General features: G+C 37.5%; 22 protein-coding genes. 15 read left to right on the plus strand and 7 right to left on the minus strand.

The window, feature by feature from the left end; genetic code table 11:
- Window positions 1-99 precede the first annotated feature (99 nt).
- The 10 genes from EG342_RS07760 to EG342_RS07805 all read left to right on the plus strand — a co-directional run bounded on the left by EG342_RS07760 (window position 100) and on the right by EG342_RS07805 (window position 12,135).
- Window positions 100-1,053: an alkaline phosphatase family protein gene (locus EG342_RS07760; protein ID WP_103289164.1), complete on the plus strand. Its 954-nt coding sequence runs from the start codon at window positions 100-102 to the stop codon at window positions 1,051-1,053.
- 174 nt (window positions 1,054-1,227) lie between these two features.
- Window positions 1,228-1,641: a 30S ribosomal protein S12 gene (rpsL, locus tag EG342_RS07765; protein ID WP_002983146.1), complete on the plus strand. Its 414-nt coding sequence runs from the start codon at window positions 1,228-1,230 to the stop codon at window positions 1,639-1,641.
- A gap of 23 nt (window positions 1,642-1,664) precedes the next feature.
- A complete protein-coding gene (rpsG, locus tag EG342_RS07770; RefSeq protein ID WP_089734635.1) occupies window positions 1,665-2,141 on the plus strand; it encodes a 30S ribosomal protein S7 in 477 nt (158 codons plus the stop codon).
- A gap of 6 nt (window positions 2,142-2,147) precedes the next feature.
- Window positions 2,148-4,265, plus strand: coding sequence for an elongation factor G (gene fusA / locus EG342_RS07775; RefSeq protein WP_103289165.1), 2,118 nt, complete (start codon window positions 2,148-2,150; stop codon window positions 4,263-4,265).
- 16 nt (window positions 4,266-4,281) lie between these two features.
- On the plus strand, window positions 4,282-4,587 hold the full coding sequence (rpsJ, locus tag EG342_RS07780; RefSeq protein ID WP_002661363.1) for a 30S ribosomal protein S10: 306 nt from the start codon (window positions 4,282-4,284) through the stop codon (window positions 4,585-4,587).
- A 327-nt stretch (window positions 4,588-4,914) separates the two neighbouring features.
- Window positions 4,915-7,170 (plus strand): TonB-dependent siderophore receptor, encoded by a 2,256-nt coding sequence (locus tag EG342_RS07785; RefSeq protein ID WP_103289166.1) that lies wholly within the window; start codon window positions 4,915-4,917, stop codon window positions 7,168-7,170.
- An 18-nt stretch (window positions 7,171-7,188) separates the two neighbouring features.
- Window positions 7,189-7,806, plus strand: coding sequence for a hypothetical protein (locus EG342_RS07790; protein WP_103289167.1), 618 nt, complete (start codon window positions 7,189-7,191; stop codon window positions 7,804-7,806).
- A gap of 160 nt (window positions 7,807-7,966) precedes the next feature.
- Entirely contained in the window at window positions 7,967-9,163 is a 1,197-nt protein-coding gene (locus tag EG342_RS07795) for a PepSY-associated TM helix domain-containing protein (RefSeq protein WP_164465160.1), read from the plus strand.
- Between the two features lie 107 nt (window positions 9,164-9,270).
- The gene (locus EG342_RS07800) at window positions 9,271-9,762 is read left to right on the plus strand and encodes a low affinity iron permease family protein (protein WP_103289169.1); all 492 of its coding nucleotides are present in this window, start codon (window positions 9,271-9,273) and stop codon (window positions 9,760-9,762) included.
- Between the two features lie 132 nt (window positions 9,763-9,894).
- A complete protein-coding gene (locus EG342_RS07805) occupies window positions 9,895-12,135 on the plus strand; it encodes a zinc-dependent metalloprotease (RefSeq protein WP_103289170.1) in 2,241 nt (746 codons plus the stop codon).
- A gap of 58 nt (window positions 12,136-12,193) precedes the next feature.
- Here EG342_RS07805 and EG342_RS07810 read toward each other — a convergent pair whose 3' ends face one another.
- The 7 genes from EG342_RS07810 to EG342_RS07840 all read right to left on the minus strand — a co-directional run bounded on the left by EG342_RS07810 (window position 12,194) and on the right by EG342_RS07840 (window position 21,510).
- On the minus strand, window positions 12,194-14,920 hold the full coding sequence (locus EG342_RS07810) for a hypothetical protein (protein WP_103289171.1): 2,727 nt from the start codon (window positions 14,918-14,920) through the stop codon (window positions 12,194-12,196).
- Between the two features lie 112 nt (window positions 14,921-15,032).
- A complete protein-coding gene (locus tag EG342_RS07815; protein ID WP_103289172.1) occupies window positions 15,033-16,004 on the minus strand; it encodes a hypothetical protein in 972 nt (323 codons plus the stop codon).
- A 234-nt stretch (window positions 16,005-16,238) separates the two neighbouring features.
- On the minus strand, window positions 16,239-16,658 hold the full coding sequence (locus tag EG342_RS07820; RefSeq protein ID WP_103289173.1) for a hypothetical protein: 420 nt from the start codon (window positions 16,656-16,658) through the stop codon (window positions 16,239-16,241).
- Window positions 16,659-16,841: 183 nt separating this feature from the next.
- A complete protein-coding gene (locus EG342_RS07825) occupies window positions 16,842-17,645 on the minus strand; it encodes a hypothetical protein (RefSeq protein WP_103289174.1) in 804 nt (267 codons plus the stop codon).
- Window positions 17,646-17,650: 5 nt separating this feature from the next.
- The gene (locus EG342_RS07830; protein WP_103289175.1) at window positions 17,651-18,382 is read right to left on the minus strand and encodes an MIP/aquaporin family protein; all 732 of its coding nucleotides are present in this window, start codon (window positions 18,380-18,382) and stop codon (window positions 17,651-17,653) included.
- 24 nt (window positions 18,383-18,406) lie between these two features.
- Window positions 18,407-19,903, minus strand: a complete 1,497-nt coding sequence (gene glpK, locus EG342_RS07835; RefSeq protein WP_103289176.1) for a glycerol kinase GlpK — start codon at window positions 19,901-19,903, stop codon at window positions 18,407-18,409.
- 8 nt (window positions 19,904-19,911) lie between these two features.
- Window positions 19,912-21,510, minus strand: coding sequence for a glycerol-3-phosphate dehydrogenase/oxidase (locus tag EG342_RS07840; protein WP_103289177.1), 1,599 nt, complete (start codon window positions 21,508-21,510; stop codon window positions 19,912-19,914).
- 156 nt (window positions 21,511-21,666) lie between these two features.
- Here EG342_RS07840 and EG342_RS07845 point away from each other — a divergent pair, with 156 nt between their 5' ends.
- The 5 genes from EG342_RS07845 to rplB all read left to right on the plus strand — a co-directional run bounded on the left by EG342_RS07845 (window position 21,667) and on the right by rplB (window position 25,065).
- On the plus strand, window positions 21,667-22,428 hold the full coding sequence (locus EG342_RS07845; RefSeq protein ID WP_103289178.1) for a DeoR/GlpR family DNA-binding transcription regulator: 762 nt from the start codon (window positions 21,667-21,669) through the stop codon (window positions 22,426-22,428).
- 252 nt (window positions 22,429-22,680) lie between these two features.
- Window positions 22,681-23,307, plus strand: a complete 627-nt coding sequence (rplC, locus tag EG342_RS07850; RefSeq protein WP_103289179.1) for a 50S ribosomal protein L3 — start codon at window positions 22,681-22,683, stop codon at window positions 23,305-23,307.
- Window positions 23,298-23,927, plus strand: coding sequence for a 50S ribosomal protein L4 (rplD, locus tag EG342_RS07855; RefSeq protein ID WP_103246793.1), 630 nt, complete (start codon window positions 23,298-23,300; stop codon window positions 23,925-23,927). Before rplC ends, rplD begins: the two co-directional genes overlap by 10 nt.
- A 3-nt stretch (window positions 23,928-23,930) precedes the next feature.
- Window positions 23,931-24,221 (plus strand): 50S ribosomal protein L23, encoded by a 291-nt coding sequence (rplW, locus tag EG342_RS07860; protein WP_103289180.1) that lies wholly within the window; start codon window positions 23,931-23,933, stop codon window positions 24,219-24,221.
- Window positions 24,222-24,243: 22 nt separating this feature from the next.
- Window positions 24,244-25,065: a 50S ribosomal protein L2 gene (rplB, locus tag EG342_RS07865; RefSeq protein ID WP_103289181.1), complete on the plus strand. Its 822-nt coding sequence runs from the start codon at window positions 24,244-24,246 to the stop codon at window positions 25,063-25,065.
- The last annotated feature ends 1 nt before the right edge of the window (window position 25,066 follow it).

Raw genomic sequence — 25,066 nt, forward strand, 5'->3', positions numbered from 1 at the left:
TATTATTGAATTATTAAGAAATAGATAATGATTTGTTAACAAACCTTGAAGGCTTGTTTTCTAGCTTTGCACACGAAATCCACAAATAATATAAAAGCTATGAAAAAAATCTTCATGTATTTCGCTATGTCCTTATCTCTGTTTTCATGCAGTAACAACGACAATGAAGCACAGGCAAAGGTAGAACCTAAGGATAAATACCAAACTAAAAATGTAGTTCTTTTGGTTGTTGACGGTCCACGTATTTCTGAAACATGGGAAGCTGCAAATAAAGAGAACATTCCCAATAGAGTAAGTTTATTGAGTCAGGGTGTTTTTATTAGTAATTTTAAAAACAACGGAACTACCAATACCAATCCGGGACATAGTGCAATGTGTTCAGGAGTATATGAGAATATCAAAAACAACGGAACCGAATTGCCGGGTTATCCGTCAGTAATGCAACAATGGCTGAAATTCAGCGGAGCTGACAAAACAAAAGCATGGGTAATTGCTTCCAAAGATAAACTGGAAGTATTAAACGATTGTAAACTGGCAGATTGGAAAGGAAAGTTCCAGCCAAGTGTAGACTGCGGAGTAAGCGGAAACGGATCGGGATACCGTGAAGATGCTGTTACGATGGCTAATACAAAGGATGTAATGAAAAAATACAGCCCGAATATGATTGTTATTAATCTTAAAGATGTTGATTCCAACGGGCATTCTAATAATTGGGCAGGATATATAAAGGCGATAAAAACCACTGACGCTTCTATAAAGGAACTTTGGGATTATATTCAATCTCTTCCTGCTTATAAGGATAAGACAACACTTATTGTTTCTAATGATCATGGAAGACATATTGATGCCAACGGAGGTTTTGCAGAACATGGTGACGATTGTGCAGGATGCAGACACATTGAGTTTTTTGCTATGGGACCTGATTTTAAAAAGAACACAACCATCAGCACAGGAAACTATGAGCAAATTGATATCGCGAGTACCATAGCAGAACTTTTAAGAGTTCCTGTGCAGTACTCAAAAGGAAAAATAATTAAAGACGCCTTTAAATAATTTTTTTTCACCTAATCTTCTGATTTAAAAATGATTCAATAATGTAAAAATGATGCAGGTTTCAGACAGGTACAAAAAGCAAATGAAAATATTTTCGTAGGAAATAAAATATATAACTGCTTGTCATTTAAAAAAATATTACTATTTTTGCACCCTAAAATAAAAAGCAATTAAATGCCTACTATTCAACAATTAGTAAGAAAAGGAAGAGCCACGCTTGCCAAGAAGAGCAAATCGGCTGCCCTAGATTCTTGTCCACAAAGACGTGGTGTATGTACGAGAGTATATACTACTACACCTAAGAAACCTAACTCTGCACTTAGAAAAGTTGCAAGGGTAAGACTTTCTAACGGTAAAGAAGTTAACGCCTATATCCCGGGCGAAGGACACAATCTACAGGAGCACTCGATAGTATTGGTTAGAGGCGGAAGGGTGAAAGACCTACCGGGAGTACGTTACCACATCGTAAGAGGTGCATTAGACACCGCTGGTGTAAATGGAAGAACTCAGAGAAGATCTAAGTACGGAGCTAAGAGACCTAAACCAGGACAAGCAGCTGCTGCTCCTGCAAAAGGAAAGAAAAAATAATCATTAAATAAGGTACAGAAGCAATGAGAAAAACAAAAGCGAAAAAAAGACCGTTGTTACCAGATCCGAAGTTTAATGATCAATTGGTAACGAGATTCGTAAACAACCTAATGCTTGACGGTAAGAAGTCAATCGCATTCAAAATTTTCTATGATGCATTAGAGATCGTAGAAACTAAAAAAGGAGAAACTGAGAAAACAGCCCTTGAAATCTGGAAAGATGCATTAACAAATGTTATGCCTCACGTAGAAGTACGTTCTAGAAGAGTAGGTGGAGCTAACTTCCAGATTCCTATGCCAATCAGAGCTGATAGAAAAATTTCTATGGCAATGAAATGGTTAATTAGCTACTCTAAAAAGAGAAATGATAAGTCTATGGCTTTGAAATTAGCTAACGAAGTTGTAGCTGCTTCAAGAGAAGAAGGTGCAGCTTTCAAAAAGAAATCTGATACTCACAAAATGGCGGAAGCTAACAAAGCTTTCTCACACTTTAAATTCTAATCTGAAATGGGTAGAGATCTTAAATTTACAAGAAATATTGGTATTGCTGCTCACATTGACGCAGGTAAGACTACCACTACTGAAAGGATTTTATTCTATACAGGAGTAAACCACAAAATTGGAGAAGTTCACGATGGTGCTTCTACAATGGACTGGATGGAGCAGGAAGCAGAAAGAGGTATTACTATTACTTCTGCTGCAACTACTTGTTCTTGGAACTTTCCAACAGACCAGGGAAAGCCTCTTGCAGATACTAAGCCTTACCACTTCAACATCATTGATACACCGGGACACGTTGACTTCACTGTAGAAGTAAACAGATCTTTAAGAGTATTAGATGGATTGGTATTCTTATTCTCAGCAGTAGATGGAGTAGAGCCTCAGTCTGAAACAAACTGGAGACTTGCTGACAACTACAAAGTTGCTAGAATGGGATTCGTAAACAAAATGGACAGACAAGGTGCTGACTTCCTTAACGTGGTAAACCAGGTTAAAGATATGTTAGGATCTAACGCAGTTCCAATCGTTTTACCAATCGGTGCTGAAGAAGATTTCAAAGGAGTTGTAGACTTAATTAAAAACAGAGCGATCATCTGGGATGAGGCTGGACAAGGTGCTACTTTCGAGGTAGTTCCAATTCCTGACGATATGAAAGATGAGGTTCTTGAATATAGAGAGAAGTTAGTTGAAGCTGTTGCAGATTATGACGATACTTTGATGGAGAAATTCTTCGAAGATCCGGATTCAATCTCTGAAGAGGAAATCAACGAAGCTCTTAGAAAAGCTACTATCGACTTATCTATTATCCCAATGACTTGTGGTTCTTCATTCAAGAATAAAGGAGTACAGTTTATGTTGGATGCAGTATGTAAATACTTGCCTTCTCCATTGGATAAAGATGATATCAAAGGTACTGACCCAAGAACTGACGCTGAAATTACAAGAAAACCATCTGTAGATGAGCCTTTCGCTGCTTTAGCATTTAAGATTGCTACTGACCCGTTCGTGGGAAGATTAGCATTCTTCAGAGCATACTCTGGAAGATTAGATGCTGGTTCTTATATCTTGAACACTCGTTCAGGAGATAAAGAAAGAATCTCTAGAATCTATCAGATGCACGCTAACAAGCAAAACCCAGTAGAATATATTGAAGCTGGTGATATTGGTGCTGCGGTAGGTTTCAAATCTATCAAAACTGGTGATACAATGTGTGACGAGAAAAACCCAATCGTTCTTGAATCGATGGTTTTCCCTGATCCGGTAATTGGTATCGCTGTTGAGCCTAAAACTAAAGCTGACCAGGATAAAATGGGTAACGCTTTAGCTAAATTGGCTGAAGAAGATCCTACGTTTACTGTTAGAACTGACGAAGCTTCTGGACAAACGATTATCTCTGGTATGGGTGAGCTTCACTTAGATATCATTGTAGATCGTATGAGAAGAGAGTTCAAGGTTGAAGTAAACCAAGGACAACCTCAGGTAGAGTACAAAGAAAACTTAACAAAAGTTGCCAACCACAGAGAAGTTTACAAAAAGCAATCTGGAGGTAAAGGTAAATTTGCTGACATTGTATTTGAACTAGGACCTGCTGACGAAGGTAAAATTGGTTTAGAATTCATCAATGAGATCAAAGGTGGTAACGTTCCTAGAGAATTTGTTCCTGCAATTGAAAAAGGCTTTAAAGCTGCAATGAAGAACGGTCCTTTGGCTGGTTTCGAAGTTGAAGGTATTAAAGTTGTTCTTAAAGACGGATCTTTCCACGCGGTGGATTCTGATGCTCTTTCTTTCGAAATGGCTGCTAAGTTAGGATTTAAAGAAGCGGGACGTGCTGCTAAGCCAGTAATTATGGAGCCTATTATGAAACTGGAAGTTGTAACTCCGGAAGAATATATGGGTAACATCATTGGTGACCTTAACAAAAGAAGAGGTACAATCAGTGGTCAGGAAGAGAAAAACGGTGCCGTTGTAATCAAAGGTTCTGTTCCACTTTCTGAAATGTTTGGATATGTAACAACTCTAAGAACACTTTCATCAGGAAGAGCTACTTCTTCTATGGAATTAGAGAAGTACCAAGCTACTCCACAAAACGTTGCTGAAGAAATCATCGCTAAAGCAAAAGGTTAATTTTTAAATTAAAGAAATGTCACAAAGAATCAGAATAAAACTAAAATCTTACGATTACAACTTGGTAGACAAGTCTGCTGAGAAAATCGTAAAAACGGTAAAGGCTACTGGTGCTGTTGTAAACGGACCAATTCCATTACCAACGAATAAGAGAATCTTCACAGTGTTGAGATCTCCGCACGTAAACAAGAAAGCAAGAGAGCAGTTCCAATTATCAGCTCATAAGAGACTAATGGATATCTACTCTTCTTCTTCTAAAACTGTTGATGCTCTAATGAAATTAGAACTTCCTTCAGGTGTAGACGTTGAAATTAAAGTGTGATAACTGCATACTTTGCAATGATTATAGAATCCGTTCCTAAAAAGGAACGGATTTTTTTATTGAATACCCTGAATACAAAATGAATTACGGTCAGAAAGCAAATTTACCAAGCAGTAGATTTGCTTTTTTCGCATTTTAGTATCCTTAACCATAAAGTCCCTTTGACGTGGTATGGATATTCATGCTATAGATCCTTTGTGTTATTTTGAATAATTCTAAATTGTGTTTATTGATTTGATATTGATTACTCTTCTTAGGGTGACATATGTCACTTTGGATTGTTTATTTAGAATTAATAAAAACAATAAATTTGCAAAAAATTATCAGATGAATAAAGTAGTATCCTTTTCTCTGCTGTTATTGGGTGGGGTTCTTGCAAATGCACAGAAAGTAAATGATTCGGTAAAACACAAAAAAATCGAAGAAGTTGAACTGTTTGGTGAAAGAAAGAAACAACCGCAAGGTTTAGAAGCAATCACAAGATTGCCATTGAAAACCAGAGACCAGATTCAAAGTATCTCGGTGATCTCCCATAAAGCAATTGAAGAATTAGGAGCACTTACTGTTACTGATGTTGCTAAGAACGTACCGGGAGTAACTCTATTTTCCAGCTATGGGGGAGGTAGCGAAAGTATGTCTATCAGAGGATATCGTGGAGTTCCTGTTTTGAAAAACGGAGTTCAGATGGATTCAGATTTCCGTACTGCGGGGATGATCACAGATATGCAGGGCGTTGAAAGCATTCAGGTAATTAAAGGTTCTGCTGCAGTAAGCCAGGGAATCGGAAACGGTCTTGGATCAGCTGGAGGAGTAATCAATGTAGTCACTAAAAGACCTCAGTTTATTGATCAGACTAACGTAGGTTTCAGATATGGAAGCTGGGATTTCTACAGACCTACTGTAGACTTCCAAAGAGTTTTAGACTCTCAGGGAAAAGTAGCTGTAAGATTCAATGGAGCTTATCAGAATAACAATTCATTCAGAAGTTATGTAAAAGGAGAAAGAATCTATGTTAATCCATCGGTAGCTTTCCGTCCGGATGATAAGACCTACATCAATGTAGAGATGGATTATTTACATGACAAGCGTACACCGGATAGAGGAACAATCAATCTGGCTCCGGGAACTACAGAGGCTTTATATCACATGCCAAAAGGTAAATTTCTGGGTTATACTTCAGATTTTGCAACTACAGAAACCTATAATTTTGCAACAACTGCAATTCGCCAGATTAGCGATAAATTGAAAGTGAGAGCTGCATTTGTAAATTCTACAAGCAATTCAGCGAATGAAGCTTCATCAATATCATTGCCAACCGGAGGTACAAATTATAATATTAGACAGCGTACGATTGGTAAATCTGAATCATTAGATATCAACAGAGTCTTACAATTAGACTTCATCGGGGAGCAGGTGAAAACAGGATTTATTAATCACACATTCCAGGTTGGATTCGATTGGAGAGAAACAGAAACATCTTCTGTAACTTATGAGGCTTATAAAAATTCTATTGCTCCAGGAAACTTAATCACAGCAAGACCAACGGAGATCAATGGTGTGAAATATGCTGCGAATCCACTTGATACATTTGATGTTGTAAACGGATCTATTCCTAATACATTACCTGTAGATGTTATCTATAAAAGCCTGGGACGTACCAATGCTGTATTGACTCCAAGTATTGGGGCTATGGCGCAGGACGTAATGACCATCGGGAAATATGTAAAAGCACACTTAGGTGTTCGTTACAGCAGATTAAACGGATCAACAAATGAATCAGTAGATACATGGAATCCAAACTTCGGATTGATTGTTTCTCCACTTCCAAATGTTAATGTATTTGGATCGTATACCACAACAACTTCTTTAAGGTCTTCCAATAATTTTCTTCTTGACGGAGGAAGAGTTGGGCCTTCTACCACTAAACAATGGGAGGCGGGTATCAAATCAGATTGGTTCAATGAGCGTTTAAGATTTAATGTAACAGTATTTGATATCAAAACAGATCATCTTTCTTTCACAATCCTTGACGAAAACTATAACCCTGTTGTGATCAATAAACAAACAATGTATGGTCTTGCAGGAAACCTTAGAAGAAAAGGAGTAGAAGTAGAGTTAATCGGAAGAATTCTTCCAAATCTTCAGGTAATGTCCGGTTGGGCTTATTTGGATGCTCAATATCAGGACAGCCCTGCTTATATGAATGGCTCAGCACCAATGAACGCACCGAAACATACTGCCAACGGTTGGTTGAATTATAAATTCAATGCAGGGATCTTAACGGGTCTTGATGTTGGAGCAGGAATTTATTATGTGGGAAAAAGACCGGTGGATGAATGGACTCAGAAGACATTTACAGCGGGTCACCTGAATAGTGTAAAACCGGGAGATAAGCCTTTCGATATGCCGGAATATACTACAGTAGATGCTCAGGTAGGATACACGTTGAAAAACGGTATGGGATTGAGAGTGTTCTTTAACAATATTTTTGATTCAGTAGGATATAGCTCTTATTTCAGAGGAGGATATATTGATCAGATCCAACCTAGAAACTTTGCAGTACAGGTTAACTATAAATTCTAATCAACAAAATCAAGTATTATGAAAAGTGTAAAAACCTTATTTTTAGCATTAGCTCTTGGAGCAATGGCGATGTCATGCTCAGGAGATAAGAAAAAAGGAATCGACTATAACGAGTTTAAAACTCAGGTACAGCTTACTCCGGATCAAACGAAAAGTTTCGACGAAATCACCAAAAAATATCAGGATCTGCAGGATCAGAACTTTCAGGCTGCAAAAGCTCAGGGAGGAAATATGGATCGCGTAGCATTGGGGATTAAAAATGAAGAGCTAAGAGCACAGCAATCGCTTGAAATGGCAAAAGTACTGGATGCTCCGCAAATGGAAAGATTCAATCAATTTGTTGATGAGAATTCCAGAAAGAGACCAAGGTATGACAATGCCCTTTTGGAAAGAATAAAAACTGAAGCTCAGCTTTCAGATGACGAATTCAAAGTGGTAAATGCTGCCAATGATGCTTTTGAAAAAGCATTCAACGATGCTCATGATGTATACCACGGAAACAATGATCTGGCAAAAGAATACTGGGAGAAATTTGATGCCCAGAGAAAAGCTGCCATTCAAAAAGCACTTACTCCTGAACACTATACAAAATTCCAGGAAATTGTAAAAGATGTTCAGTTCAAAGGAAGAAAATAATATGTTCTAAGTTGCGAACACCGGCCAAAGGAATTGTAAAATTACTTTACCCGGCTTGTGACTTAATCATATTAACTTTTTTAATTTATTCATATCAATTTTAATTTTGGAAAACATTAAGACGGTCATGCGTCTTAATGTTTTTGCTATTAAGCCCTCAATGAAATTATTATTCAAAAGCCTTTACAGAAAAAGAAGAAAAAATGAATCGGTCATCAGGTATGTGATGTGGCTGATGCATCTTTGGCTGGGACTTTTATCATGTTTAATTGTTTTTATCATGTGTCTTACCGGCTGTTTATATGCATTTAAAAACCAGATTACTGATTTTAGTAACAGAGATAAGGTGTATATCAATGTAATTTCCGGAAAGACTAAAAATGCTGACCTGATCCAGGCTGAACTATTCAAGCAAAATAAAGAACTTACCTCTTTATTGATTCCGGATTACAAAGGAAGAAGCTATGTAATTGGTTACCGGGAAAATCAACTGGACAAAAGTGCTTATTACAATCAATATACGGGCGAAATTTTGGGGCAGCCCAATGTTGGTTCCAATCATTTCTTTGAGGTAGTACTTGATTTGCATAGAAATCTGATGATGGGAAATGCCGGTCGTCAGGTTGTGGGGGCAGCAGTCCTGATGTTTTGTATTTTACTGATGTCAGGATTAGTGCTTTGGCTTCCTAAAAAACTGAAATTTCTGAAGCAAGGGCTAACTGTCATGTGGAAGGCCAAATTTCAAAGAGTAAACCATGATCTACACAATACGCTTGGGTTTTATACTTTTCTCATGCTTTTCTTTATAGCTGTTACAGGTTTGTATATTACTTATCCCTGGGTGAAAAATGGTCTTATTGTAAGTCTGGGAGGGTCTTCGATAGATAATATTTCAAAAGAAAAAGATAATGAAGATGATCCTTTTGGTGGTCTTTTGGAAGATATGCTTCAAAAGCAGGATGAAAAGAAAAATCTGAAGAACTCTGCCTCAGCTTCTATTGACAAAATCATACAGCTTGCAGATCAACAGTTGCCTTATCCTGCAGTAACCAGTATTGAATTACCGAATAAAGAGAACCCGAGATATGTCGTAATTAAAACCAATACTCAAAATCTTTTGGGAATGATGCTTCCTGATGAAGTTACCTTTGATAAAACAGGAGTTTTCAAAACCAAAGAATTATTTTCAGATAAACCACTTAACAAGCAATTCACGGCCTTGGCAAAGCCCTTACATACCGGAGAAATTATGGGATTGCCCAGTATAATTCTCTATTTTATCGTCTCACTTATCGGATGCTCTCTGCCGGTTACCGGATTTCTGATCTGGTGGCACAGGTTGAAGAAGATGAAGTAAATCAGAACATCAAGCCGGAATTTTCCAACTTTACATACCTTATTTTTTGCATTATCATTTTTGATTCAGGTTAATTTTATACATTTATTAAAAGTAAAATAAATAGTATGGGTTATAAAAATAATAGTTTTTTTGAAAAATTTTCAAACTGGGCAGTGAAATTTACAGGAAGTCCAATTGCATTTATCGGTGCTATGTTTCTTGTAGTAGCCTGGGCATTAACAGGACCTGTTTTTCATTACTCTGAAACCTGGCAGCTGGTTATTAATACCGGTACTACAATTATTACTTTTTTAATGGTATTCCTTATTCAAAAGGCTCAAAATAAAGATTCGAAAGCGATACAGATAAAATTGAATGAGCTTCTCGCTGCCCATGAAAAAGCAAGCAACAGAATTGTAGATATTGAAGATCTTACCGAAGTTGAGCTGGATCAGCTTCATCACTATTATGAGCAATTGGCTCAATTGGCCAAAAAGGATCTGGACATACATACTTCACATTCCATTGATGCCGCACAGAGAAATCAGGATTATAAGCACGAATTTTTCAAGAAGAAGCATGAAGACTGGCTACAACGTCAGGAGCAAAAAAAATAAAGAGTCTTCTTCAATGTCAAGGATCAACTTGATTTTTTTTAAAATTTCGATTTGTTTAATGAATTTGTCATTTTTAGTTGATATTTTAAATAAATAATTATATTTGATGAATAAAATATAAAATTAATTAGCATGAAAAGAAAATTATTTTGTTTGTCAGTGTTGCTTACCGCAGCAGTGGCTAATGCACAATGGACTAAAGCTGTACCACAGCAAAAGATTCTTAAAAAAAGTGACCATTCTGTCTATTACAGACTTGATATAGATCAGATCAGAACACAATTATTAAGGGCTCCTAAAATGGGAGAAGGCTCTCCGATTACGATAAGCATACCTAATCTGGAAGGCAAGACAGAGAGATTTACCGTAAGCAGTTTCCCCGTAATGGATGAAGCTTTGGCAAACAAATATCAGCTGGGATCTTATGTAGGGGTAGGTATCGATGATCCCTCCAAATACATCCGCTTTAGTGTTGCTCCTAACGACTTTCAATCTATGATTATCGGAAGTGACGGAAAATATGAATTCATAGAACCGGCAACTGCAGATAAATCGTATTATTCGGTACATGGGAAAACCAGTAAAAACGGACATGCCTTTGTATGTGGTACTAAAGAAAGCAAAGAGTCTGTAGATAACCTTCAAAAATTGATGAATTCCGGAGCTACAGCAAAAGCCAACAACAAAACCTTTCATACGGTGAGGCTGGCTATGTCTGTTACAGGAGAGTACACTGCTTATTTTAATGGTATTGCTGGTGCGCTTACACAGATTAATGCTACTTTATCAAGAGTGAACGGTGTGTTTGAACAGGAATTTAATGTACACGTTAATGCCATCAGCGCTCCCAACCTTATTTTTACAGATGCCAATACAGATCCTTACAGTACAGCTGAATATATGTGTAAATGGAATAATGAGCTGATGAACGTTTTGCATGGAGGAGCTTACGGCGTTACTGATAATGATTTTGATATAGGACATTTATTTGGTGCCACAGGTGGTGGTGGAAATGCCGGTTGTATCGGTTGTATCGGAAGTAATGATATCACAACAACATCATATACTGCAGCACAGAGTGATTGTGAGAATGCTGCAGGAACTTATTATGCATATATTTCCCCAAACAACTACAAAGGAAGCGGTATTACTTCTCCTGGTAATGCTATTCCAATGGGGGACAGTTTCGATATCGACTATGTAGCTCACGAAATGGGACATCAGTTTGGTGATTCACATACCTACAGTTTTTTCGAAAATTATCTTAATAAGGAAATGGAGCCGGGATCAGGTTCAACAATTATGGGATATGCCGGTATCACCGGACCAACCACAGATTTACAGGATCATTCAGATATTTATTTCCATAGTGTGAGTATTGATCAGGTTCAGGGTCATCTTGCCACTGTTACAGCGGATGTAGAAACGCCGATTACCAATGGTACTCCGTTGATAGATGCAATGAATACAACATATACGATTCCAAAATCGACTGCATTTGTATTAACGGCGTCGGCAACGGATCCTGACGGAGATGCCTTAACTTACTGCTGGGAACAGGTGAATCCAAGTAAATTAGCAAATGGTATAACAAAAACTAATATCGGAAACGGAAATTCAGGGGGAAGTTTCAGATCATGGGCTCCCACTACAAGTCCTACAAGATACTTCCCTAAGCTATCAACTGTACTGGAGGGAGCTGTAAAAAAAGCTGATGATTTCGAAGCTGCAAGTACAGTAGCAAGAACAACGAACTTCCGTGTGACAGTAAGAGATAATAAGCCGGGAGGACAAGCGCAGTCTGCTTATGCTACTCAGACTATTGTGGTAGGCTCTGCTGCTGCATTTACTGTAAATACAACGTCGCTTACCGCTAATGCCAATTCAACTATTGCATGGACAGTATCAGGAACAACAGCTGCTCCTTACAATGTAGCTAATGTTAAAATAGATTATACAGAAGATAACGGATTAAGTTGGAGTGTTTTAGCACCATCAGTTCCAAACAGTGGATCTGTAAGTATTCTTATTCCGTCATCTTTGGCCGGGAAGACTATTCACCTGAGAGTTTCAGCGATTGGAAATGTATTCTACGCAGTGAAACAGGCTACCGTATCAGGATCATTGGCTGTTTCGGAAACCGGAAATGTAAAATCCGTTCACATCTATCCAAATCCTGTTGATGATATTCTTAATGTAATGAATGTTTCTTCAAATGCAGCGTATGAAATATTTAATGCTCCGGGGCAATTGATTTCAAAAGGAACAATAGGTGATGGTAAAATTAATGTGAGTGCCTTGGTAAAAGGTATTTATTTCATTAATATTAATGACAGGGATATTAATACGAAAACCAAGTTTGTTAAAAAATAATTGAATTGAAATAAAAGTAAAAACCTCTGAATTATCAGAGGTTTTTTTATGGATGATCTTATCTCATGAAATAGCTGAAATAGCTACAACTTCCCATCAGGGCTTTTGTTGTTTCAGCATCTGAATACTGTGTTTTCAATTGGGTAAAATAAGTTCTGTATTTTTGATTTTTAATATTGTCCATCTCTTTCTGACGGGCATCTTCTTTTTCAGACCATTTCGGATCAGAATAATCAAAATCCTTAGGTGCCTTTGCTTCGTACTGATAATATTTCCCCTGTTCAGCACTTGCCATCTGGAACAGGATTCTGGCTTTTTCCTCTTTATTATTGGACAGCTTAAGTGCCTTTTGATAATAGCTGATCGATAAATCAAAATTATCCGGCTCGATATAAGTTGTGTCAAGGAAGTTTTTATAATAGTACTTATAAGGATTTTTTCTGTCGGTGTTCCAGAAGTTGTATTTTCCTCCGTTGCTATTATCAATATCCATCACAAACAACTCTCTGTAATATCCTAAAACAGATGTGTTGTAAAGCAGGTTTCCGACAAGCTGATTAGCTTTCGCCGCCTTTTCATCATTTCCGTTTCCGATCTTTTTAAGCTGAATTAAAATGTTGGCCAGTTCCAGCTTGTTCATATTATTCTTGATGAACGGGAAGTCAGAATAATCTTCGGCCTTCATGCTTTCAGTATCTCCACTGCCGAAACTTTCCCAGACATTATGCCCGAAAACAAGACTGGAAATATTATCGAACCCATCATATTCGGTTGGTGCATATTGTTTGATCGTAGTTTTTGGTCCCTCTTTTTCTGACCAGTCGTAATTAATTCTTGGAATTCCCGCAAACTGCTGAGCTTTTTCATAATATGATTTTGCCTTTTCAAAATCGGCAAGCCTCATAGCTCTGTCTCCATAGATGTTGCTAAAGAAAGCATCGATATTTCCTACATTGTCCATGTTTTTGGAAATGATTTGTTGCTCAAATTGAGTTTTGTTAGGCTTTCTGTAGAAATCTTCAACACTTTTAACCAAAGTAGAATTCGGATTGTACTGAAGATCAGAAAGCTTGTTATTCATAAGGAACGATTTGCCGTCTTCACCTTGCAGGAAATAACGGTTAGCAATCACATCTTTAAGGAAATCCGCAGTAGAAGGAGTGTCACCGTAATAATCATAATCATTGGCCTTAACGGTGTCTTTCTCTACTTTTTTCTCTACAAAATATTCTGCATAGTCTTTCATTAAATGATCTTCATAAGCTGCATCAATTTTTGGTTGAGAAACAATATCATTAAGAACTTTCATTCTTTTGATTTCTTCCTGATATTCCGGGTTTGTGGTTTTAATATCATTCAATATTTCAGAACTGCCTTTGTAGTCTTTCTTTAAAAACTTAAGATAGGCATTGGCAATCTGCCAATATTCATCCTTAGACTTTTCTTTTGTTTTTTCTGTAAACTTTTCAAGAGCGTCCAGGTAATCCTGGGTATTTTTATCGTAGTAATAACCTGTTCGGGTGTAGAAAGGAATTCTATCCGGATTGCTGAACAGTTCATCATCACTTAAATCTTCCTTACTGCCATTGCCGTTTGCATCAGATTTTGAACCTCCGAAAAGGTTTTTGAAGAACCTTACAATTTTTTGCCAGAAAGAAATTTTTTCTTCCTTCACTTCAGTAGTTGCTCCACCCTTAGTGGCGTCTTTTGAATCTTCGCTTTCCGTTTTTCCTCGCTGAACAGACACTTTTCCGGAAGCAGCATCCGTATAATAATAGGTAGGAAGATAACTTCTCTCCAGTTCATTGATACTTCGTACTGCCATTACTTTTAAGATTTCAGAATCAGGATTGATGTCGTACATCTTTTCCATAATAGGAATAGGATTATTAAAATCTTCATATCCTAAAAGGAAGTAAGCCATATTCTTTTCCTCGTTTGTTCCTGCTCTTTTCATAATATTACTGAAAGAAGCCGTATCAGAAAGCTTCATCGAAACAAACGCAGACTCTTTGCGATCTTTGCTGTTCATGAATACCTGGAAAAAATTCCAGTTTGCATCACTGTTCATCTCCAATCCTCTCTGTGCTCCGGCCAATTGATCCAGAGCCATAAAGTATACCGTACCTTTCAGTTTTATCGGTTCTATATAGGATTTGAATGCCTGAACAGCAGCATCGTAATTTCTTGTGTAATGGTTGAAACGTACAAGCTGATATCCATAACGCTGTTTGATCTCAGGATTCTTCGCGGCATTGTATAATGAAGTTAAAGCCGCAATGGTTTTATCATAATTAATACCAGTAGCATTCTGTTGGCTGGCATTTCTGTCATAGTAGAAAGAATTCTCACTTTCAATATAATTAATGCTCATGTAAGGCTCCAGATATTTGGCCTCGATCAGGTAATCGATTCCCTCTTTATACTTTTGATAAAATCCGGTTCCTAATTTTTGTAAAAGCGGATTTGTTGGATTCCCATTCTTTAAAGCATTAAGATCATTCATGCTTACTTTATACACCAAACTTCCGGTCTCAGCATAAGTAAGCTGATTATTAAAGAACTTTTTCCATGCTTCAATATTGTCATCAGGAATCAATGCAGAATTGTATCCTGTATAAAACCTTGCTGAGTAATTATGCAGGAACGGGAGGTAGGATTTATCCTTGATGATGCTTTGGGTAAAAAGATTAAAGTATTCATAATCAGGATCCGACCAGGCGCAGGCATCAGACTTTGTATAGAAAAGAGATACAACTGCAAGTGAAAGAATATACTTTTTCATAGAACTTGTCGTGTTTTTAGTTTTTATAATCGTTATAATAACAGGGCATGGCAGAAATAGTTTTGATGAGACCATCATTTGTAAACCATTTGCCTTTATCTTTTTTAAAGATTTAAAATTTTCGATCTAACACAAATTTACTATCTAATTGATAATAAATAATATTAAAATGTGGGATTTTTTTCTCAAGAAATTGAATGACGTCTTCAAGTTGTTCCTCAGATATTTCTTCTACTTTTATTTTGAAGCCCTTATTCAGGTAATGTCCAAAATAAAAACCGTCTTTCAATATTTCAGCTTCATGATCTGAAATTTTTTTAAAGTTCGGATTTTCGAGATCTTTCTGTGATAATGCATTGATCAGTCTGTGTTTCTCAAGATGATTGCTAATGATACCCCATGAATAAATAGGCAGTGCAACTTCAACAGACCTGATAGGGTAGTCTTCCATTTTTGAAAGATAAGTTTTCAGGATATTGACATCCAGAATTGAATTTTTATCAGACTTTTCCAATGGAGAGGAAGTAGAATAGCACATCAGGTATACCTTTTCTACAGGAGGTATTCCCGTTTGTTTTTTATCTTTTACCTGATGTAGGCGTAATGTACAAGTGATCTCCTTTCCGGAAATTTTCTTTAGTTCCTTTAAAAATCTGAAATAATCATTTCTTGTCCCGGCAGTCCAGTCACAGTCGATCTGAATTTCATTATTAATCTTTAAACCATAGTCTTCAGCTTTCTTTTGGACTAAATGATGGATGCTTTCCGCCAAAAAATGAATTTCATCTGAGGAAATACCCAATAAAGTCTGATTCGTAATGAAAACCGTGGGTACAATCTGTTTGTCAGTTTGAAAACTGTGATCTTTTGTAATGATGGCAACAGGTTGAAACTTTCCACCCACTTTATCAACATCGAAAAATCTTGTATAAAGAAAAGGGACAGTTGCTTTTTCAAGAACTTTTTTTTCTTCCTGATTCAGCTTTAAACTGGTCTTCCAATAATAAAATGTGTAAGGATGGTTCTCTTTCTTACTGCAGGAAACAATGAAAAATAAGACCCATAAAATGTTTAGTATTTTCATACTTGGTGTACATAATTGATTCTTCAAAAGTAAAGATATTTATACAAACCATAAACCGTAAAATCCCGGTGATTCCTTATCCACTACAAATTTTGTAATATCACGCCTCCTTTCCAACGAAACCTGACAATTTGTATAACCATTCCCCTCCGCCGGAGGGGTGGCAAAACGAAGATTTGACGGGGTGGTTTCTACTTTACTAAAAAAGCACCCGTAAAGAGTGCCTCTATCTTTCTACTTGTATAACCCGCTTTCGCAGTTACAGGTGTCTTTATCTACACTTTCACTAGAAGAGCAGCAGCCTTCAAGGTTTTGAACATTCCCTTTTTCATCGGTCATAAAGATCTTATTCTTGTCAAACTTTACAAAGAATGTCTCGTTGTATTTTTTGAAGTGTACCTTCATTACTTTATTCGGGCTGTATTTGCCGGCATTTATTTCTTCTTTGGTCTCCTTTCCGTTTGCCTGATTTACCTGAACATAGCCAAAATGTACATCGCCATTCTTTTTTACATCTAAATAGTAATGTGGGGTGCCGGTGCCACTGTATCCTTCCATTATGTCAAAACTGCGATGTCCTGTAAAAGGAATATTTACTTGTGCCCAGGTAAAAATACTGATGCAGAAGATCATTAAGCTGAAAATCTTTTTCATAGTTTCTTTTTCTTCAAAATTAAAAATAATTGTTTAAATGTTCAACCGTGAAATCCCGGTGATTACGGATTTTCAACAGGATACAAAATTTATTTAACCATTCCCTTTTACTGGTGGGTAAATACATCACAATAAAAAAGCCATCCCAAAAGGAATGGCCTGATTAATAATTCAAGTTCTTTTTTAAAAAACAGTTGCCGCCAGCTGAATCCTTGCATACTTATTGGAAGGATTCCACATAGCCATCATAGAAACTGGAAGACTATAATGGTCGGTGATTTTAACAACTTTTCCGGCCTTTACTCCTACGTTAACGATATCAAAACTGTTTTTCCCATTTCCATAAAGAAATGTTTTATCATTAAGTGCAAATCCGGCTCCTACAAATGCATCTAAGTTGACCTTTTGTCCACTGATGACAGGGTAGGTTGCCTGAATATAAGTAGAATATCTGTTCTTTTTATAACTACCATCCGGTTCCAGAATGACTTCTCCGGCATTGGCGCCACCGTACAACATAATATCTGCTTCAATATTAATCGGAAACGAAGGACCAAAGGTATAATTGGTTCGAAGATCAATAATATGAGCCGTTCTTCTTTGCGAATAACTAAAGATATCGTCAGCCGCTACAGCAGTATTGATGTTTCTGGAATTATAAAGATCCCATAGCCCGATATAAAAACGTCCGTCAGAATATTGAACATAATAGTTGATCTCCTTATAATGGGTATTGTCTTTGTCGTCTACCAATGCAGATGCTCCCCAGATACCGACTTTCCATTTCTTTTCTGCATCCAGAGCGTAGGAAAGATTTCCCATTACCACAGGTTTATCCGTAATAATAAGACCTCTCCATAAATGGTTGTTTTGAATATTGGCAGTAAAGTCCAGTCTGCCTTCCTTAGGTTCAGTGTTTTCCTGGGAAAGCAATCTTCCTGTTCCCAGAACAAGAAGAAGTGTTCCTTTCAAGATTTTTTTCATCATTTGTTTTATTTTAAAAATCCATATAAAACAGCGGCGATAATAGCTCCCGTAACAGGTCCTACTACCGGAATCCAGGCGTAGCTCCAGTCACTGCTTCCTTTTATGGGAAGGATGGCATGCATAATCCTTGGAGCTAGATCTCTTGCCGGGTTGATGGCATATCCTGTTGTTCCTCCCAATGATAATCCTATTGCCCATACAAGAAAGGTTACAGGAATAGCTCCTACAGAACCCAGTCCGACTTTTGCAGTAGGATCTGCATGAAGAGAAATACTCGGGTCTGAAAAGTAAAAAATAACAAACACAAGTACAAAAGTTCCTATAATCTCACTAATCAGATTAGATGAAGTTTTTCTGATCGCAGGGGTGGTACTGAAACAAGCTAGCTTGGCACCTTCGTCTTCCGTAATGGCAAAGTGATCCTTATGGAACAGCCAAACCAGAAATGCTCCCAACATACCACCTATCATTTGAGCGGCGATATAAGAAGGAACAAGATCCCATGAAAACTTTCCTGCAGCAGCCAGTCCGATTGTTACAGCCGGATTCAGGTGGGCACCACTAACGGGGCCGGCAACCGTCACACCGATGAAAACCGCCAATGCCCAGGCAGTGGTAATCACAATCCATCCGGAATTATTCCCTTTGGTATCTTTTAAGACAACATTGGCTACAACACCGTTGCCTAACAATATAAGAAGCATCGTACCGATCACTTCTGCAATAAATGGAGTCATATGTGTATTTTTAAGGTAAGGGAATTAATCTTCTATCCAATTTTGAGAACGGGTCACCGCTTTTTTCCAGAAGTGAATCATTTTATCAACTTTTTCCTTCTCAAGCTGAGGATGGAAATCTTTATCTACAATCCATTGAGCCTGTATTTCATCAATGTTTTTCCAGTATCCAACAGCAAGACCAGCAAGATAAGCTGCTCCTAGCGCCGTTGTTTCTAATGTTTTTGGTCTTGTGATTTTAAAACTAAAAAGATCGGATTGTATCTGCATCAAAAGGTCGCTTGCCGAAGCACCGCCATCCACTCTTAGCTCAAGACTTGCTCTTCCAGAATCTGCTTCCATTGCTTTTACAATATCATACACCTGAAATGCAATTCCTTCAAGAGTCGCTCTTGCAATATGTCCGTCAGTAGTACCACGAGTGATTCCTACGATAGTTCCGCGGGCATACTGATCCCAGTAAGGAGCTCCTAATCCGGTAAGGGCAGGGACAAAATACACTCCGCCGTTATCTTCTACAGATGCCGCCAGTTTATTGACCTGATCGGAAGAAGTTATAAGTTTAAGACCATCTCTCAACCATTGAATAGCTGCGCCTCCAACAAATACACTTCCTTCCAATGCGTAGTTGACTTCTCCATTAATTTTCCAGGCAACAGTTGTCAGAAGGTTATTCTTTGATGATACAGCTTCTTTTCCTGTATTCATTAGTAAGAAACATCCTGTTCCGTAGGTATTTTTTACCATTCCGGGTGAAGTACACATTTGTCCGAATAAAGCAGCCTGCTGATCTCCTGCAATTCCTGCAATCGGAATTTTGGTAGAGAATAGAGTAGTGGCTGTTTCTCCATATACTTCACTGCTTTGCTTCACTTCAGGAAGGATGGCTTTCGGAATATTGAATAATTCTAACAATTCATCATCCCATTCCAGAGAGTGAATGTTCAGAAGCATCGTTCTGCTGGCATTGGATACGTCTGTGATAAACATTTTCCCACGGGTAAGCTTCCATACAAGCCATGTGTCAACGGTTCCGAAGCATAGTTTTCCGGCTTCTGCCTTTTCTCTTGCTCCCTCTACATTATCGAGAATCCATTTTAGTTTGGTAGCAGAAAAGTAAGCATCCAGGACAAGTCCTGTTTTTTCTTTAATTTTTTCTGCGTGGCCCTGATCCTTCAGCTCATCACAGTATTTGGAAGTTCTTCGGTCTTGCCATACAATAGCATTGTAAATAGGCTCGCCCGTTTCTTTATCCCATACAATCGTTGTTTCACGTTGATTGGTGATTCCAATTGCGGCAACTTCTAATCCGGAAATGCCCGCCTTGGCTATAATTTCTGCTGCTACGGAGATTTGTGATGACCAGATTTCATTCGGATCATGTTCTACCCAACCCGGTGTCGGGAATATTTGTCTGAAATCTTTCTGAGAGACATATTTTATTTCTCCACTGTGGTTGAAAAGAATCGCTCTGGAGGAAGTCGTTCCTTGATCTAGAGCGAGAATTAATCTTTCATTCATATATGGTGTTAATTTAGGTTAAGAACTTTAGGAGAATAAGGAGTTAGCAAATAGCCTTTTGCTAATTCTATGAATTCATTTTCCTGTTGCTGTGCCCATGCTTCAGAAAGTCCCTTTTCTTCAGCAATGATTCTGGCAACGTTATGAGCACAGTCTATAGCAGCTCTTGCATCTAAGAACAACAGACGAACTCTTCTTGCTAAAATATCTTCAATGATTTCCGCCATCTCATATCTTACGGCCCATACCACTTCCGCTACAGTAAACGGATGATCAGGATGTATTTTCTGAGCATAACGCGGATTGCTTTCCTGTAATTTTTTTATTGCAGGGATGTCTGATCCGTAAACATATAAATGATTGGTTCTGTCTACCTGCTCAGGGTTCATATTTCCATGGATGGAAAGATGTTCAGTTTTAGAAGGAGCATTTCCTAATCGGTGAACTTTCATCGCTTCGTCCACGGTATCTTCTGCCATTTTTCGGTAAGTAGTCCACTTACCACCAATAATGGAAACTAATCCGGTGTCGGAAGTAATAACTTTATGACTTCGGGAAACCTCTTTTGTACTTTTGCTTCCGTCCTTAGGAGCAGCCAGAGGACGTAGACCGGCATATACAGATTTTACATCTTCACGGGTTGGTTTCTTTGCTAAATACTGTCTTGCCGTATTTAAAACAAAGTTGATCTCTTCTTCCAAAGCACGAGGTTCAAAACTTTCATCCTTTAAAAGAGTATCCGTTGTTCCTACCAATGCTCTGTCATGCCATGGAACGACAAATAACACTCTTCCGTCTGAAGTTTTCGGAATCATGATCGCATCATCACTTTTTAAGAAAGATTTATCCAGTACCAAATGTATCCCCTGACTTGGAACAACAAGTTTTCCATGCTTAGGATTATTCATGTTAAGAATATCATTGGTGAAAACCCCGGTTGCATTGATCACCACATTGGCGTGAATCTGATATTGCTGACGGGTAAACTGATCTTCTGTGGTGACTCCAATAATCTTACCGGCATCATTTTTTAAAAGGCCGACTACTTTCATGTAATTGATCGCGCTTCCTCCTTTTTCAATAATAGTCTGGGTCAAGTTGATCGCTAATCGTGCATCGTCAAATTGTCCGTCCTGGTAAACAACACCACTCATCAAGTGATTTTGTTCAATAGTAGGAAGCTTTTCGATGGTTTTTGATTTGCTGATGTATTTCGTTTTACCCAGGCTCAGTTTTCCCGCAAGGAAATCATAAACCGATAATCCTATTTTATAGTAGATTCCTCCCCACCATGTATAATTAGGAATAATGAAAGATTGGTTCTTTACAATGTGTGCGGCATTTCTGGCTAATAAACCTCTTTCTTTTAATGCTTCTTTTACCAATCCGACATCTCCTTGTGCAAGATATCTTACTCCACCATGTACTAATTTCGTACTTCTGCTGGATGTTGCTTTTGCAAAGTCGTGAGATTCAAGCAATAATGTTTTGAATCCCCTGCTTACTGCATCTAATGCTGAACCTAAACCACTGGCTCCTCCTCCTATGACTATAAAGTCCCATTCTTTTACATTGGTTAACTTACTGAGTTCTTCGTTTCGTTTCATAAATGTTTCGTTTATGTTTCGTTTTCAAATATATAAATTAAAAATGAAAGCAAAAAGAAAATAAATGAAATTTTATGATATGAATCACCCTGGTTTAAAGATGTAATTAAAGACTGCATGTGAAAAAAAAACGGTAATTTTGAACAAACGAATAAAATGGAGAAGCTAATCCCCAGGCATGATGAAATATTAAAAGAACTGAATGAAAAAGGTCATGTTCTTGTTCAGGATTTGTGTGAAAGGTTTAATGTCTCTTCGGTTACGATCCGAAAGGATTTGAACTATCTTGAAAGTTTAGGCCTTCTTTTTAGGAATCATGGGGGAGCCAGTAAGCAGGTAAGGTACGCTTACGAGAAAAATGTGGGAGAAAAGGAAAACATCAATGTAGAGGCAAAGCAGGCGATTGCCAAGGCTGCTTTACCACTAATCCAGGAGAATGATTGTATTATATTGGCCTCCGGTACCACGATGCATTATCTTGCTAGGATGCTGGTAGGTTTCGGCCCGCTTACGGTACTTACTTCTTCTTTAAGGGTGGCTATTGAGCTTTGCAGCAATCCTAATATTAATATCATTCAACTGGGAGGAGAGGTAAGGAAAAGCTCTACCTCTATCGTAGGATCTATTTCTGAAGGAATATTGAAGCAATTCTCTTGTAATAAACTTTTTCTGGGAGTAGATGGTATTGATCCTGAATTCGGTATCAGTACTTCGAATGCTGCAGAAGCGCATCTTAATCAGATTATGATAGAATGTGCGGATCAAACGGTGATTCTCGCAGATTCTTCAAAGTTGAACAAAAAAGGATTTGGTAAAATTGCAGGATTGGATAAAATCGATTATCTCATTACGGATGCGGGTATTTCCAATGAAGACAGGGTTATTCTGGAAGAAGCCGGCGTAAATGTGATGACGTGATTGGTCTTCTTCTTAATTTCTTTTCAAAAATCAAAATAATTCTTAGAGAAATTCATTCTGAATTTTTTCAAAATCATCTAATTGATTAAAAATCAAAATATTTTAGTCAAAATATTTGTCAGTTATAAAATTATTCCTAAATTTGCACACTCATTTTAGGGGCGTAGTATGCCTATATCAGAAGTAGAAATTACTTTAGACCTCCTAAAAATGGTGATAAACAGAAAGATAAATTTTATTATAATATAAACAATGTCAGGTATTATTGGTAAGAAAATCGGTATGACGTCTTTGTTTAACGAAGAAGGAAAAAACATTCCTTGTACAGTTATCCAAGCTGGTCCATGCTCGGTTTTACAGGTCAGAACCTTAGAAAAAGACGGTTATAAAGCTGTTCAATTAGGTTTCGATGACAAGAGTGAGAAGAACGTTGGTAAAGCGTTAGCTGGCCATTTTAAAAAGGCTGGTTCTGCTCCTAAAGCTAAATTAGTAGAATTCTACAGAGAATTCGTTGATGAAGTAAAAGTAGGAGAAGAAGTAAAAGTTGATTTATTCGCTGAAGGTGAATTTGTTGACGTAACAGGAACTTCAAAAGGTAAAGGCTTCCAGGGTGTTGTTAAAAGACACGGATTTGGAGGTGTAATGCAGGCAACTCATGGTCAGCACAACAGACTTAGAGCTCCAGGTTCTATCGGTGCTGGTTCAGACCCTTCAAGAGTATTCAAAGGGATGAGAATGGCTGGAAGAATGGGAGGTGAGCAGGTAACTGTTCAAAACCTTCAAGTGTTAAAAGTTGATCAAGAACAAAATCTTTTAGTAGTAAAAGGTGCTGTTCCGGGAGCTAAAAATTCTTATGTAATTATCAGAAAATGGAACTAGTAGTATTAAATACATCAGGAAAAGAGACCGGAAGAAAAGTAACTCTAGACGAAACAGTATTCGGAATTGAGCCAAATCAGCACGCGGTTTACTTAGAAGTTAAACAGTACCTTGCTGCACAAAGACAAGGAACTCATAAAGCAAAAGAAAGAAGCGAAATTACTGCTTCTACTAAAAAGCTTAAGAAGCAAAAAGGATCAGGATCTGCTAGATATGGTGATATCAAATCTCCTACTTTCAGAGGTGGAGGTAGAGTATTCGGACCAAAACCAAGAGACTACAGATTCAAATTGAACAAAGCTCTTAAGAGATTAGCTAAAAAATCTGTTTTATCTCAGAAAATGAGAGACAACAGCATTAAAGTTTTAGAAGATTTGAGCTTTGGTGCTCCTAAGACTAAAGATTTCATCAATGTATTAAGTGCATTGGAACTTAACGGTAAGAAGTCTTTATTCGTTCTTCCTGAAGCTAACAAGAATGTGTATTTATCTTCAAGAAACTTACCTAAAACTAAAGTAATGAACTTCAACGAGATCAGTTCTTACGATTTAGTAAATGCAGGTGAAATTATTTTCTTCGAAGGTGCAGTTGAAAAATTCCAGGAAAATTTAAAGAAATAAGTCATGTCTATTATTATTAAACCAGTTATCTCAGAAAAGGCTAATTACCTTACGGATTTAAGAGGTTCTTATTCTTTCTTAGTTAATCCTAAGGCGAATAAAATCCAGATTAAAAAAGCTGTTGAAGCAGCTTACGGTGTAAAAGTAGCAGACGTTAACACAATGATTTATGCTCCGAAGGTTTCTTCAAAATACACTAAAAAAGGTCTTCAAGTAGGAAAGACAAACAAATTGAAAAAAGCGGTAATCAAACTTGCTGAAGGTGAGGTTATCGATATTTTTGCTGTAAATTAATTATTAATTATAAATAATAGTAATGTCTGTTAGAAAATTAAAACCTATCACCCCGGGACAGAGATTCAGAATTGTTAACAATTTTGAAGAAATTACTACCAACAAACCAGAGAAATCTCTAACAGTTGGTATTAGTAAGTCAGGTGGACGTAACCAAACTGGTAAAATGACCATGCGTTACACCGGAGGTGGACACAAAAAGAAATACAGAATTATTGACTTCAAAAGAAACAAAGCAAACGTTGAAGCCACTGTAAAAACTGTAGAGTATGATCCAAACAGAACTGCATTTATCGCTTTACTAGAGTATGCTGATGGAGAGAAGAGATATATCATCGCTCCAAACGGTATCAAAGTTGATCAGAAAGTAATTTCTGGAGACAGCGTAGAACCAAATGTAGGGAACGCAATGAAGTTGAAAAACATTCCATTAGGTACTGTAATTTCTTGTGTTGAAATGAAGCCTGGTCAAGGTGCAATTTTAGCAAGAAGTGCTGGTTCTTCAGCTCAATTGACTTCAAGAGACGGAAAATATGCAATCATCAAATTGCCTTCAGGAGAATCAAGAATGATCCTTACTGAATGTTATGCAATGATTGGATCTGTTTCTAACTCTGACCACCAGTTAACTGTATCAGGTAAGGCTGGTAGAAGCAGATGGTTAGGTAGAAGACCAAGAACAAGAGCGGTTGTAATGAACCCAGTAGATCACCCAATGGGAGGTGGTGAAGGACGTTCTTCAGGAGGTCACCCAAGATCTAGAAATGGTATGCCTGCTAAAGGTTACAAAACCAGAAAGAAAAATAAAGCGTCTAACCGTCATATCATATCTAAACGTAAATAAT

Origin of the sequence: Chryseobacterium lactis, from assembly GCF_003815875.1 — a bacterium.
Classification (GTDB): domain Bacteria; phylum Bacteroidota; class Bacteroidia; order Flavobacteriales; family Weeksellaceae; genus Chryseobacterium; species Chryseobacterium lactis.

Coding starts and splice junctions, on each gene's coding strand:
- EG342_RS07760 (WP_103289164.1), top strand. CDS start 100: ATGAAAAAAATCTTCATGTATTTCGCTATGTCCTTATCTCTGTTTTCA.
- rpsL (WP_002983146.1), top strand. CDS start 1,228: ATGCCTACTATTCAACAATTAGTAAGAAAAGGAAGAGCCACGCTTGCC.
- rpsG (WP_089734635.1), top strand. CDS start 1,665: ATGAGAAAAACAAAAGCGAAAAAAAGACCGTTGTTACCAGATCCGAAG.
- fusA (WP_103289165.1), top strand. CDS start 2,148: ATGGGTAGAGATCTTAAATTTACAAGAAATATTGGTATTGCTGCTCAC.
- rpsJ (WP_002661363.1), top strand. CDS start 4,282: ATGTCACAAAGAATCAGAATAAAACTAAAATCTTACGATTACAACTTG.
- EG342_RS07785 (WP_103289166.1), top strand. CDS start 4,915: ATGAATAAAGTAGTATCCTTTTCTCTGCTGTTATTGGGTGGGGTTCTT.
- EG342_RS07790 (WP_103289167.1), top strand. CDS start 7,189: ATGAAAAGTGTAAAAACCTTATTTTTAGCATTAGCTCTTGGAGCAATG.
- EG342_RS07795 (WP_164465160.1), top strand. CDS start 7,967: ATGAAATTATTATTCAAAAGCCTTTACAGAAAAAGAAGAAAAAATGAA.
- EG342_RS07800 (WP_103289169.1), top strand. CDS start 9,271: ATGGGTTATAAAAATAATAGTTTTTTTGAAAAATTTTCAAACTGGGCA.
- EG342_RS07805 (WP_103289170.1), top strand. CDS start 9,895: ATGAAAAGAAAATTATTTTGTTTGTCAGTGTTGCTTACCGCAGCAGTG.
- EG342_RS07810 (WP_103289171.1), bottom strand. CDS start 14,920: ATGAAAAAGTATATTCTTTCACTTGCAGTTGTATCTCTTTTCTATACA.
- EG342_RS07815 (WP_103289172.1), bottom strand. CDS start 16,004: ATGAAAATACTAAACATTTTATGGGTCTTATTTTTCATTGTTTCCTGC.
- EG342_RS07820 (WP_103289173.1), bottom strand. CDS start 16,658: ATGAAAAAGATTTTCAGCTTAATGATCTTCTGCATCAGTATTTTTACC.
- EG342_RS07825 (WP_103289174.1), bottom strand. CDS start 17,645: ATGATGAAAAAAATCTTGAAAGGAACACTTCTTCTTGTTCTGGGAACA.
- EG342_RS07830 (WP_103289175.1), bottom strand. CDS start 18,382: ATGACTCCATTTATTGCAGAAGTGATCGGTACGATGCTTCTTATATTG.
- glpK (WP_103289176.1), bottom strand. CDS start 19,903: ATGAATGAAAGATTAATTCTCGCTCTAGATCAAGGAACGACTTCCTCC.
- EG342_RS07840 (WP_103289177.1), bottom strand. CDS start 21,510: ATGAAACGAAACGAAGAACTCAGTAAGTTAACCAATGTAAAAGAATGG.
- EG342_RS07845 (WP_103289178.1), top strand. CDS start 21,667: ATGGAGAAGCTAATCCCCAGGCATGATGAAATATTAAAAGAACTGAAT.
- rplC (WP_103289179.1), top strand. CDS start 22,681: ATGTCAGGTATTATTGGTAAGAAAATCGGTATGACGTCTTTGTTTAAC.
- rplD (WP_103246793.1), top strand. CDS start 23,298: ATGGAACTAGTAGTATTAAATACATCAGGAAAAGAGACCGGAAGAAAA.
- rplW (WP_103289180.1), top strand. CDS start 23,931: ATGTCTATTATTATTAAACCAGTTATCTCAGAAAAGGCTAATTACCTT.
- rplB (WP_103289181.1), top strand. CDS start 24,244: ATGTCTGTTAGAAAATTAAAACCTATCACCCCGGGACAGAGATTCAGA.